Annotated in this window: 11 protein-coding genes; 5 read left to right on the top strand and 6 right to left on the bottom strand. The window is 67.6% G+C overall.

Annotated features, from left to right (window positions below; all coding sequences use genetic code 11):
* Positions 1-43 precede the first annotated feature (43 nt).
* Genes AAC050_RS04050 through AAC050_RS04025 form a run of 6 tightly spaced genes read right to left on the bottom strand, consistent with a single transcriptional unit; the run spans position 44 to position 4,770 of the window.
* Entirely contained in the window at positions 44-1,231 is a 1,188-nt protein-coding gene (locus AAC050_RS04050; protein WP_339913775.1) for a molybdopterin molybdotransferase MoeA, read from the bottom strand.
* Positions 1,228-1,719: a cyclic pyranopterin monophosphate synthase MoaC gene (moaC, locus tag AAC050_RS04045; protein WP_339913774.1), complete on the bottom strand. Its 492-nt coding sequence runs from the start codon at positions 1,717-1,719 to the stop codon at positions 1,228-1,230. The genes AAC050_RS04050 and moaC overlap by 4 nt, the downstream gene beginning before the upstream one ends.
* Complete coding sequence (gene moaB, locus AAC050_RS04040) at positions 1,716-2,252, bottom strand: molybdenum cofactor biosynthesis protein B (protein WP_339913773.1); 537 nt, start codon at positions 2,250-2,252, stop codon at positions 1,716-1,718. The genes moaC and moaB overlap by 4 nt, the downstream gene beginning before the upstream one ends.
* On the bottom strand, positions 2,252-2,722 hold the full coding sequence (locus tag AAC050_RS04035; protein ID WP_339913772.1) for a molybdenum cofactor biosynthesis protein MoaE: 471 nt from the start codon (positions 2,720-2,722) through the stop codon (positions 2,252-2,254). Before AAC050_RS04035 ends, moaB begins: the two co-directional genes overlap by 1 nt.
* Before the next feature lies 1 nt (position 2,723).
* A complete protein-coding gene (locus AAC050_RS04030) occupies positions 2,724-2,975 on the bottom strand; it encodes a MoaD/ThiS family protein (protein ID WP_339913771.1) in 252 nt (83 codons plus the stop codon).
* Between the two features lie 10 nt (positions 2,976-2,985).
* Positions 2,986-4,770: a pyridoxal-dependent decarboxylase gene (locus tag AAC050_RS04025; RefSeq protein WP_339913770.1), complete on the bottom strand. Its 1,785-nt coding sequence runs from the start codon at positions 4,768-4,770 to the stop codon at positions 2,986-2,988.
* A 243-nt stretch (positions 4,771-5,013) separates the two neighbouring features.
* On the opposite strand from AAC050_RS04025, the gene AAC050_RS04020 reads away from it, so the two are divergent.
* From AAC050_RS04020 to AAC050_RS04000, 5 genes are all read left to right on the top strand, one after another.
* Positions 5,014-5,742, top strand: a complete 729-nt coding sequence (locus tag AAC050_RS04020) for a carbonic anhydrase family protein (RefSeq protein ID WP_339913769.1) — start codon at positions 5,014-5,016, stop codon at positions 5,740-5,742.
* A 104-nt stretch (positions 5,743-5,846) separates the two neighbouring features.
* Positions 5,847-6,182, top strand: coding sequence for a hypothetical protein (locus AAC050_RS04015; RefSeq protein WP_339913768.1), 336 nt, complete (start codon positions 5,847-5,849; stop codon positions 6,180-6,182).
* Positions 6,183-6,288: 106 nt separating this feature from the next.
* On the top strand, positions 6,289-7,560 hold the full coding sequence (locus tag AAC050_RS04010) for a TolC family protein (RefSeq protein ID WP_339913767.1): 1,272 nt from the start codon (positions 6,289-6,291) through the stop codon (positions 7,558-7,560).
* On the top strand, positions 7,557-9,122 hold the full coding sequence (locus tag AAC050_RS04005; RefSeq protein WP_339913766.1) for an efflux RND transporter periplasmic adaptor subunit: 1,566 nt from the start codon (positions 7,557-7,559) through the stop codon (positions 9,120-9,122). The genes AAC050_RS04010 and AAC050_RS04005 overlap by 4 nt, the downstream gene beginning before the upstream one ends.
* Entirely contained in the window at positions 9,119-12,268 is a 3,150-nt protein-coding gene (locus tag AAC050_RS04000) for an efflux RND transporter permease subunit (protein ID WP_339913765.1), read from the top strand. The genes AAC050_RS04005 and AAC050_RS04000 overlap by 4 nt, the downstream gene beginning before the upstream one ends.
* Positions 12,269-12,376 lie beyond the last annotated feature (108 nt).

Genomic DNA, 12,376 nt, shown 5'->3' with positions numbered 1-12,376 from the left:
GATAGAGAGGCGACCTCCCTCGTCCGCGACTCATCTGACGGGGTCAGAAATCCAGAACGGTGGCGGTCTTACCCACGGACAGGCCCGGGGCACCGGGACGCCGCCGGATCAGGACGTTGGCCGTCGCCAGCGCTTTCTGGGATCCGGAATCCTGGGTGTTCAGAACCGCAACCCCACCCGCGACCAGACGTCCACGCTCGAACGTCTCCCGATCTCCGCAGGGTTTGAGCGGCGTGGTCAGGGTCATGTCCCGCCACTTCAGCAAGGCGGCCGCGTCCCGACCCGCCAGACCCGCGATCAGCGGGGCGAGGAACAGACGGGCGGTCACGATCGCCGATGTGGGATTGCCGGGCAGGCCGATGATCCATTTTCCATTGGCCCGCCCGAACCAGACCGGCTTGCCGGGCTTGATGGCGACCTTCGAGAAGATCAGCTCCAGACCGAAGGGCGCGAACATCGCGCGGGCGAAATCCTTCTCGCCCACCGAGGCCCCTCCGGTGACCACGACCAGGTCAGCATCATCGAGCGCCTGACCGGCGGCGGCTTCCAGTGTCTCCGGCGTGTCGGCCAGACGCCGACGGGCGATGACCTCGGCCCCGTACTGCCGCGCCAGGGCGGCCACGCCGAACGAGACGCTTTCCGGGATACTGCCGGGCGTCTCCAGTGCCTGTCCCGGCTCGGCCAGCTCATCACCCGTTCCCAGGATGATGACACGAGGGCGGCGCACGACGGACAGGGTGGCGACGTCGGCGGCGGCGGCGGCGACCATGGCGCGGAAACCCAGAACGGCCCCGGCGGGCAGCAAAACCTCACCCGCCCCGAAGTCCGAACCCGCCGCGCGGATATGGCGGCCTTCGCCCGGCGCGGTCTCGAACAGGGCGTCGTCGCCGTCGCGGCCGACGATCTCCTGAACTATGACCCGATCCGCACCGAGCGGGACGGGCGCTCCGGTAAAGATGCGGGCGCAACTGTGCGGAGGCAGGACAGGGACATCGGCCCGACCGGCAAAGGCGACTTCGGCGACCGGCAATCGCGCCGGCAGGGTCGTCAGGTCGGCGTCACGCACGGCATAGCCGTCCATGGCCGAAACCGCGGTGCGCGGGGCGTCGCCGCGGGCCTTCAGGTCTTCGGCCAGCACCCGCTCACCGGCGGACTCCAGCAGTACCGGCTCGACCTCGAGCGGGCGAGCCGCGCTCAGGATCAGGGCGACGGCCGCGTCGAAATCGATCATGATTCCGTGACGTCCCCGGCGGTCCAGTCACCCGAACGCCCACCCGATTTCGACAACAGACGCACCTGGCTGATGACCATGCCGCGGTCGGCCGCCTTGAGCATGTCATAGAGGGTGAGGCAGGCGACCGAGACGGCGGTCAGGGCCTCCATCTCGACCCCGGTCGGCCCGCTGACGCGCGCTTCGGCAGTGACGATGAAGCCCGGCAGGGTCTCGTCCATGACCACCGTCACCGAGACCTTGTCCAGACCCAGGGGGTGGCACAGGGGGATCAGGTCGGCAGTGCGTTTGGCCCCCATGATCCCGGCCAGTTCGGCGGTGGTGATGACGGCACCTTTGGGCGCGCGGTCATCGCGCACCAGGGCCAGGGTCTCGGGCGCGCAGACCAGACGCCCTTCGGCGACGGCCCGACGGGTGGTGGCGGCCTTGTCACCGACGTCGACCATATGCACCCGGCCGCCACTGTCCAGATGGGTCAGGGCGCTCACGGGCAGATGCCCCGGTAACGCGGAATTTGGCCGACCAGCGAACAGGGCCGGAAGCGACTGTCCAGCTCTTCGGCCAGCACCAGGTCCCAGGCGTCGCGGCAGGCCCCGGTCGATCCCGGTACGCAGAAGACGAAGGTATCCTCGGCCTGTCCGGCCAGGGCCCGCGACTGCAGCGTCGCTACCCCGACCGTGCCGAGACTTTTGAGATGGAAGACGACGGAGAACCCGTCCAATTCGCGTCGGAACAGAGGCTTGACGGCCTCGGGGGTCACGTCGCGTGGCGAGAAGCCGGTGCCGCCGGTGGTCAGCACCACGTCCACATCAGGGTCGGCGATCCAGACCTTGAGCTGGGCGCGGATGGCGTCGACCTCGTCGTGAACGATGGCCTTGCCGGCCAGCACGTGGCCGGCTGTGGTCAGGCGCTCGATCAGCAGACCGCCCGAGGTGTCGGTGGTTTCGTCGCGGGTGTCCGATATGGTCAGGACCGCGATATTCAGCGGGTGAAACGGCAGATCTTCGTTGATTCCGGCCATCAGGGCGTGTCGTCCTTCCAGCGCGCCAGGGCGGCGCGATCTTCGTCTACGGGTTCAATCCAGCGGGTGCCGGTGGGACCGGTCTCGCGCTTCCAGAACGCCGCCTCGGTCTTGAGTCTGTCCATCAGATAGTCGGCGGCCTCGAAGGCCACGCGTCGGTGTGGCGCGGCGGCGGCGACGAAGACGATGGTCTCGCCCGGGACGAGGTCGCCACAACGATGGACCACGACCAGATCGCTGACCGGGAAACGTGCCGCCGCGGCCTCGGCGATGTCGCGCATCGAGCGTTCGGTCATGCCGGGATACCAGTCCAGCGTCAGGGATTCGACGGCCGAACCGTCCTTGCCGATGCCCCGGGCCAGGCCGGTAAAGGCCACCACCGCCCCGTCACCGGTGCGGCCGACGAGAAAGCGCTCTAGCTCTCTTGGGGCGGACAGGGTTGAGGGTTCCAGCCGGACGTCGAGCGCCACCTCAGCCTCCCGAAAAGATGGAGAAGAAGGCAATTTCCTGATCCGGTCGGGCCAAAACGTCGTCGCCGACCACGATCTGGTCGACCGAGGCACGGACGTCGGTCCGCATCAGGGCGGCGGCACTGACCTCGTCCCTTGCGGCCAGAAGGTGACGGATTTCACCCAGACTGGCTCCGGCTGCGGGCAGGTCCAGGCGGCAATCGGCCCCCAGACGTTCCGCGACGCGGCCGAAGAACAGGATCCGGGTCATCATCGCCTCCATCTCATGCGACCTGAGCCAGATCGGCATCGGCCAGGGCTTCGCCCAATTCCTTGATAAAGCGCGGGAGCAGCTCCTGTCGAACCGAAGGTTCGGACCAGTAGGGATTCATGAAGACGCAGCGGATCACCAGCATCCCGCCGTGCCCGTCCGGCGCGTCGTCATAACCTTCATGTCCGGCCAGAACGGACGCCATCAGGGCGGCATTGTCCCGGCCCAGTGTGGTCTTCGATACGGCGAAATCGGGTGAGGTCTGGAAATGGTCGAAAACCGCTCGGGTCCGGGTATTGGAGCGGCTCAGTGCCTCGCCGGGATGCGCCAGGGTGAAGCAGGCGATATTGCTGTCGGCGGGCAGGAAGCGGGCCTCGGGGACGGCGTCCTGGACCGCAGCCTGGAAGGCCTGACGAGCGTCGACTGTGGCGGCCATCAGGGCTCCGAAACCGTCAGCGTTGAAGCCGATGGTTTCCGCGGTCAACCAGGTCGCCGCCGCGCCCGCCGCCGAGCGTGAGCCCTCGAGGGTCGAGGACCATTTGCCCTCGCCCAGTTCCGGCCGGTCCAGATAGGGGGCGTCGAAGGCCGACACGGCATAACGTTCAGCGTCGGGCGTCAGGAAGGCCCCGCAGGCATAGGGCACATAGCCCAGCTTGTGCGGATCGATGGTGATGGAGTCCGATCGCCGCATGGCGCGCAGGGCGGCGGCGGTCGCCGGGGTCAGGGCCGCCTCGGAAGGGCCGTCCAGCATGGCCCCGAGGAAGCCGCCGTAGGCCGCGTCGACGTGACGCCAGATGCGCCAGCCCCGTTTTGCCCGCCAGTCGTCCATCCGGTCATAGAGGTGATCCAGTGGATCCACGGCTCCGGTCTCGGTGGCACCGGCTACCGCAACGGCCATGAGGATGGGGCGACCTTCGGCTTCGGCGCGTGCGACCAGCCGTTCGAAATCGGCCAGATCGAGGCGACCGCAGGCATCGAGGGCGATGCTCCAGATTGCCTCTGCGCCCAGACCGAAGACATTGGCCGACTTGCTCCAGGAGTAGTGACGGTTGCCGGGGACCAGCATCACCGGTCCCATATAGTTCTGACCCGTGGCCCGGCTGATGCGCCGCCAGATGTCGCCGGGATTGGACGCCGCCGCGCTGCAGGCTTTCAGCACATCGTCCGACAGGTCGTGGGCGCTCCACAATTCGCGGAACCGGGCCCAGCCCATATGGGCGGCGGCGAAGGGGTCGAGGCGTGTACCGGTCGTTTCGGCAATGTGCAGTGCCAGGGCCAGCCAGTGGTCCAGCCGGTAGCGAGCCCGCCAGACCGCCTCGAAATTGGCGACCGTCCCGCCCGAGGTGAAATGCCCCTGGGCCAGTGCCGGGTCATAGCCGAGCATCCGGGCCAGGGCGGCGATGGCCTCGGTCTCGATGACGCTGCCGACGCGGCTGGCCTCGCGTGAGCTGTTGTTGGGATTGTGCAGCATGGCCGCGAACCAGCCCAGCAGGCCTGGCAGCGACAGATCGGCCTTCATGTGGGCGATGTAGCGGGGGGTGAAGGTTGGGGTCTCGGCGGTCAGGGCGTCGCAAAGGGTCAGCAGTCGACGCCCCAGTCGGTCATCGTGACGGGTGGCGATACCGGTGTCCGGGACGGGCTGTTCTCCAGTCGTGGCGCTGTCCTCGAACCGGCCCGAACGCCATCGGAACCAGTGGTCGAGCGTGGCGTCGATCTCGTCGCGCAGCCGGCGTTCGTTCTCTGACCGCGCGCCGGGGAAATACGTCTGGGTGATCTCTCGGGCCGGGTCTGTCGTCATGGAATCGCAGTGACCTCTGCGCCCTGAAGCGGGCTCATCCGTCCGCCTTTACAGCCTGCGTCCACAATTCGAATTGCCAACTGTCAAATGGCCGACCGACCGGCGTCAATGCGCCACCGCCGTGGTCCGACTGTCCTGATCCGTCGGGCCACCGGGGCGGGGTGGCTGGATTGAGCTGGCGCGGACTGTCGGGCTGGTGTTCAGTTCGTCGGCCGATTTTGGCCCGAATCCGGGGAGGTTCATGTGAGAATTTTGATCGTTACGGCGACCGTTCTGGCTCTGGGTGGGTGCAATCCTTCCGGCGACGGGGCAGCGGCTCCCGATCCGGCTCACTGGACCTATACCGAACAGGCAGGCTGGGGCGGGGAATGTCCGGTCGGCGCGGCGCAGTCCCCGGTGGCGCTGGTCAGCACGGCAGGTGCCGATCTGCCGGACCTGACTGTCACCTATGGGGCCGGCCCGGGGACTTTCCTGAACAACGGCCACACCTTGCAATTCACGCCCGACGTCGCCGGCCGGACCCTGATCGGTAGTGACGGCTATGCGCTGGTGCAGTTCCATTTCCATGCCCCCAGTGAACATACTCTGGACGGCAAGACCTATCCGGCCGAAATTCATTTCGTGAACCGGGGTGCCGACGGGGCCCTGGCGGTCGTCGGCGTATTCCTGACCGAAGGGGCCGCAAATCCCGCTCTTGCGGCGTTGCTGGCAGCCCTGCCGACGCAGACCGGAGATGAGGGCGTGACCCGTCCGACCGTCGATCCCGCCCTGCTGTTGCCGGCGGACAGGCATTATTTCGCCTATGTCGGTTCCCTGACCACGCCGCCGTGCACTGAGGGTGTGCGCTGGAACGTGCTGTCGACGCCGGTTGAGGCCTCGGCACAGCAGATCGCGGCCCTTGCGGCGGCGCTCGGCATCTCCAATCGCGTTGTGCAGCCGGTCAACGAACGCGTGCCCGCCTTCGGCGAATAGACGCCCCCAACCCCCGCCCCTGTTTTCTTGGAGCGCTTGAACAGCACCGTCAGGAGCCGATTGCGCGGCCGACCGGAACATGGGAAGGTGGGGCTATGTGGAGCTTGCTGCGCATCCTGATCCTGTCTTTGGCGTTCGTCGGCTTTATCGGCCAGACGACGGCGAGGGCGACTCCGTTTTCAGCTGCGCCGGACATGCCAGATTGCGTTCAGATGACGATGGGCGCGATGGATGACGCGTCTGCTCCCGGACAAGCGCCGTGCAAACATACGAAGGCCGACTGTCTTGCCAAGATGGGGTGCACGGTCGTTTCGCCCGTATTTTCGTTCGGGCCCACGATCGAACGGCCGGTTTCCGGCCTCACTCCGACCTATGATGGGATGACCGGCCGGTTGGTCGGCCTCACCACGTTGCCACCTCGAGATCCTCCAAAAGCCTGACCCTGACCGTATCTTCGCGAGTCCACCGCGGTGCCTGGCACCGTTGGACTTTTTGAACGGCTGATCCCCGGTCCTTTGCGACGGGGAGGGTTTGGAGCTCATTATTGTGTTGAAATCTACTGTCGGTCGGGCCCGCGTTGTCGCGCCGACCTGGGCCAGCGTGGCTGCGCTTTGTTGCGCACTGGTTGTCGCGGGGCCCGTTAAATCCGAGCCCCTGACCTTCGCCGAGGCCCTGGCCATGGCCCGTTCGGACGCCCCGACCGTGCGTGCCGGTGCCCTGGGCGTGGAGGCGGCGGAGGCCTCGGTCGTGGCGGCCGGACGTCTGCCGGACCCAAGGCTCAGGTTCGGCGTCGACGGCTTTCCGGTTTCGGGTCCCGCAGCCGGGCGCTTCAACGGGATCGAGATGACCAACGTCCAGGTCGGCCTGCAGCAGGATGTCCCCAGCCGCGCGCGGCGTCGTGCTGAACGACGCATCGCCGAGGCCGATATCGGCGTGGCCCGGGCGCGAGAGGACATCACGCTGTGGGATGTCCGGGTCGCGACCGGCCAGGCCTGGGTCGACCTGTTCTATACGGAACGTCGGCTGGCCGTTCTGGACGATCTGCTCACCTCGCTTGACCCGCTGTGGGCGGCGGCCCCGTCGGGCCTCGTCTCGGGCGCGAACCGACCGGCGCAGATTCTGGGACCTGTCGAGCTGCGCGCCGCCCTGGATGATCGCCGCGACGGTCTGCGGGTCGACCTCGCCAGGGCCCGGGCGGAACTGTCGCGATGGACCGGCGATCCGGCACCAAGCGCCAGTGGGTCGCCACCAGCCATCGATCTTGAGCCGGGTGTCCTTGACGTAGATCTGGGTCGGCTGCCGGCCCTGCGCGCCTATGGCGCCGTGAAGGACCGGGCCGAGGCGGACCTTGATCTGGCCCGGGCCGGACGCCGACCCGACTGGTCGTTTGAGGCCGGCTACGCCCACCGGGATCCGATGTTCGGCGATCTTGTCTCCGTCGGTGCCAGTGTCAGTCTGCCCCTGTTTCAGGGGAGCCGGCAGGAGCCGGTGATCGCGGCCCGCGCTGCCGATGCCCGGCGCGTTATGGCCGAGCAGGAGGCTGCGGAACGTGAATGGCTGGCGACCCTGCAGGGCGACCTCACGGAATACGAGGTGGCCCGCACCCGTTGGGTCAGGGCGCGGGACGTGGTTCTGCCCAACCTGCGCACGCGTGCCGATCTCGAAACGGCCAGCTACGGCGCGGGCCGCGCCGGGGTCATGGAGGTGCTGGACGCCTTCACCGCCCTGGCCAACGGCCGGCTGGACACCCTCGACAAGGAAGCTGATGTGGCGCGCCGCGCCGTCCGATTCACCCTGATTTATGGAAACGACCAATGATCCGGTTTGAGCGTAGAAATATGGGGCTTGCGGCCGCAGCCGCCGGCCTGATCGTTATCGGCGGTGTGGCCGGCCTGGCGCTGGCACGCTTCGGTCCGGGCGGCGCGGATCCCGTCGCCGCCACTGTGGGTGAGCGCGAGGTTCTCTACTGGTATGATCCGATGACTCCGGGCCAGAGGTTCGACAAGCCGGGCAAGTCACCGTTCATGGACATGCAACTGGTGCCCCGATACGCCGACGAGGAGTCTGGCGCGGCGGCGGGTGTTCGCATCGATCCGGCCCTTGTCCAGAATCTGGGGGTCCGTTTCGCCACGGTCCGGTCCGGTATCCTCGACGGTGACCTGACCGCCAGTGCGGTGGTCGATTACAATGAACGCGACGTCGCGGTGGTGCAGGCGCGCGCTGCCGGTTTCGTTCAGCGGGTCTATGCGCGTGCCCCCGGTGACGTCATCGCCGCCGGGGCCCCGCTGGTCGATTTGCTGGTGCCGGACTGGGGCGGGGCCCAGATCGAATATCTCGCGGTTCGTCGCACGGATGACGCGGCCCTGACCGGGGCGGCGCGCCAGCGTCTGGTTCTGCTGGGCATGCCGGAGTCCCTGATCGTCGCGGTCGAGCGGTCGGGCCGTCCGCGCACGACGGTGACGATCAACAGTCCCATCGGCGGGGCCATCCGCACCCTGGGCGTGCGCGCCGGCATGAGTGTGCCGGCGGGTCTGACCCTGGCCGAGATCAACGGGCTGTCGACCGTCTGGCTCAACGCCGCGGTGCCCGAGGCCCTGTCCGGTCAGCTCCGGGTCGGCCGGTCGGTCGATGTGACGCTGGCCGCCTTTCCCGGGGAGCGGATGACCGGTCGACTGACCGCCCTGTTGCCCGAGGTCGCGGGTGACAGCCGGACCCTGACCGCACGGGTCGAGTTGCGAAACCGGGGCGGTCGTCTTCGTCCCGGCATGTACGGACAGATCACGTTCGGCGGGTCGACGGTGCCGGCCCTGCTGGTGCCGTCCGAAGCCGTGATCCGCACCGGCCAGCGTAATCTGGTCATGCTCGCCGGAGAAGGCGGGCGCTATCAACCGGCCGAGGTCCGGGTCGGGCGCGAAGCCGGGGGGCAGACGGAGATTCTTTCCGGACTGCGTGACGGTGAGCGCGTCGTCGCCTCGGGCCAGTTCCTGTTCGATTCCGAGGCCAGTCTGTCCGGTGTCACGGCGCGTAGCCTGGAGCAGGCCCGGGCACCGTCGGGAAACGCGTCCGCGGCTCCGGCCCCGGCTCCGACTCCAGCTCCGGCGCGAGCGCCGGCCCCAGCTCGAACCTCGGCCACGGCTCCGGCCCCGGCTCCGGCCTACCGGACAAGCGGCCGGGTTCAGGCCATCGAGGGACGTTCGATCACCCTCGCGCATGGACCGGTCCCGGCGTTGCAATGGCCGGCCATGACGATGACCTTCCCGGTAGCGGGGGCGGTGCCACTTGGAGGAATCTCGGCGGGTGACCAGGTCGATTTCGGGTTCGACATGGTCGACGGCAAGGCCACGATCCGCAGTCTGACCCGGCGGGAGGCAGGCCAATGATCGCCGCCATCATCCGCGCCTCGGTCAAGGGGCGCTTCCTCGTCCTGATGGCCGCCTTCGCCCTGGTCGCCGCGGGCCTCTGGGCCGTGCGCAATACACCGGTGGACGCCCTGCCGGATCTGTCCGACGTGCAGGTGATTATCCGCACCTCCTATCCCGGCCAGGCTCCGCAGATCGTCGAGAATCAGGTGACCTATCCGCTGGCGACCACCATGCTGTCGGTGCCGGGAGCCCGCACGGTGCGCGGCTATTCCTTCTTCGGCGACAGCTATGTCTATGTGCTGTTCGAGGACGGTACAGACCTCTACTGGGCGCGCTCCCGGGTGCTGGAGTATCTCAGCCAGGTTCAGGCCGTACTTCCCGACACTGCGCGTCCGGCGCTGGGTCCGGACGCGACCGGGGTCGGCTGGGTCTATGAATACGCGCTCGTCGACCGGACGGGTCAGCACGACCTGTCGCAGTTGCGCAGCCTGCAGGACTGGTTCCTGCGTTATGAACTCAAGACCGTTCCGGGCGTGGCCGAGGTCGCCAGCATCGGCGGCATGGTGCGCCAGTATCAGGTGGTGCTCGATCCCGCCAAACTGGCCGGCTACGGCGTGACGCACCAGCAGGTCGTCGCGGCGATCCAGCAGGGCAATGGCGAGGCGGGCGGGTCTGTTCTGGAGCTGGCCGAGACCGAATATGTCGTCCGCGCCAACGGCTATCTGACCACGCTCGACGACTTCCGCGCTGTGCCGATCCGCACGGCCACCGGCGGGGTGCCGATCCAGCTGGGTGACGTGGCCACGATCCAGATCGGCCCGGAAATGCGTCGCGGCATCGCCGAACTGAACGGCGAGGGCGAGGTGGCCGGCGGGGTGGTGATCCTGCGCTCGGGCGAGAATGCCCAGGCGGTGATCACGGCGGTGCGAAAGCGGCTGGAAACCCTCAAGGCCGGACTTCCGGCCGGGGTCGAGGTTGTGCCGGTCTATGACCGCTCGCACCTGATCGATCGCGCCATCGAAAATCTGAGCACCAAGCTTATCGAGGAGTTCATCGTCGTCGCGCTGGTTTGCGGCCTGTTCCTGTGGCACGCGCGCTCGGCCCTGGTGGCCATCATCACCCTGCCGCTGGGTGTGCTCGCAGCCTTCATCCTGATGCATCTTCAGGGCGTCAACGCCAACATCATGTCGCTGGGCGGAATCGCCATCGCCGTCGGGGCCATGGTTGATGCGGCCGTGGTCATGATCGAGAATGCGCACAAACATATCGAGCGATGGGAACACGACCATCCCGATGAGCCTCTGGCCGGTGAGACCCGCTGGCGGGTGATCACCGAAGCGGCGGCGGAGGTGGGGCCGGCGCTGTTCCTCAGTCTGGTGATCATCACCCTGTCGTTCATCCCTGTGTTCACCCTGCAGGCCCAGGAGGGGCGGCTGTTCGCGCCACTGGCCTTCACCAAGAGCTATGCCATGGCGGCGGCAGCGATCCTGTCGATCACCCTGGTGCCGGTGCTGATGGGCTATCTGATCCGCGGACGGATTCCGGCCGAGCAGAGCAATCCGATCAACCGCTGGCTGACCCATATCTACCGCCCGCCGCTCGACTGGGTGTTGCAGCGTCCCCGGGCAACCCTGCTGATCGCCCTGGCCGTGTTCGCCACCTCGGCCTGGCCGATCAGCCAGCTGGGCGGCGAGTTCATGCCGCCGATGGATGAGGGCGACCTGCTTTACATGCCGTCGGCCCTGCCGGGGTTGTCGGTCGCCAAGGCGTCCGAACTGCTGCAGCAGACCGACCGGATGATCCGCACCGTGCCCGAAGTCGAGACTGTGTTCGGCAAGGCCGGCCGGGCGGATACGGCGACCGATCCGGCACCGCTGGAGATGTTCGAGACGACCATCCGCTTCAAGCCCCGTGACCAGTGGCGGCCCGGCATGACCCCGGAGAAGCTGGTCGAGGCGCTGGATGCGGCGGTACAGGTGCCCGGACTGGCCAATGTCTGGGTGCCCCCGATCCGCAACCGCATCGATATGCTGGCCACCGGCATCAAGAGCCCGATCGGGGTCAAGGTGTCCGGAGCCGATCTTCAGGCCATCGACCGGATCGCCGCCCAGGTCGCCGACGTGGCCAAGACCGTCCCGGGCGTCAGCTCGGCCCTGGCCGAACGGTTGACGGGCGGACGCTATGTCAATGTCGACATCGATCGACAGGCGGCCGGGCGCTATGGCCTCAATATCGCGGACGTCCAGGCCATCGTCGCGGGGGCCGTCGGCGGCGAGACCATCGGTCAGACCGTCGAGGGTCTGGCCCGCTATCCGATCAGTGTCCGCTATCCCCGCGAGACGCGCGACAGTCTGGCCGAGCTTCAGGCTCTGCCGATCGTGACCCCCTCGGGCCAGCAGATCACGCTCGGTACCGTCGCGGGCATTCAGGTCGCGGACGGGCCTCCGATGCTGAAGTCGGAGAACGGGCGCCCGACGACCTGGGTCTATATCGATGTCCGGGGCCGAGATCTGGCCTCGGTGGTCGGCGATCTGCAGAAGGCGGTGGCAGATCAGGTTCAACCGAGTCCGGGGGTGACCATCGCCTATTCCGGGCAGTTCGAATATCTGATCCGCGCCGCCGAGCGGCTGAAGGTCGTGGTTCCGGCCACCCTGCTGATCATCTTCATCCTGCTGTATCTGACCTTCGGACGTTTCGACGAGGCGGCCCTGATCATGGCCACCCTGCCGTTCGCCCTGACCGGCGGCGTGTGGCTGCTGTATCTGCTGGGCTATCACCAGTCGGTCGCTACCGGGGTCGGCTTCATCGCCCTGGCTGGACTGTCGGCCGAGTTCGGGGTGGTCATGCTGATCTATCTGAAGACCGCACTCACGGCGCGCGGCCTGAACCCGGGACCGGACGAGGTCGAGACCGCCGTGCGCGAGGGGGCCTTGTTGCGGGTGCGGCCCAAGGCCATGACGGTGGCGGTCATTCTGGCCGGACTGTTCCCCATCCTGATCGGCCACGGTGCCGGTTCGGAAGTGATGAGCCGCATCGCCGCGCCGGTCATCGGCGGCATGCTGACGGCACCTTTGCTGTCCATGCTGGTGATCCCCGCAGGCTATCTGCTGCTGCGCCGCCGCAGGAAGCGGTCGGCGTCTTCATCACAGGGGGAGGGGCGATAAGATCTGCCGCCCCCGACCCGGCACGATGATACATCCCGCGCCGGTGGGACGCAGGGGGATGGGAGGCTGGGCGGAGCGTCCGGGTCTTCGCCCGGATGCAGGAAGTTG

This window comes from uncultured Brevundimonas sp. (assembly GCF_963974615.1).
Lineage (GTDB): Bacteria > Pseudomonadota > Alphaproteobacteria > Caulobacterales > Caulobacteraceae > Brevundimonas.
Note: the sequence above shows the minus strand (reverse complement) of the source record. Positions and strands in the feature narration are given on the sequence as shown.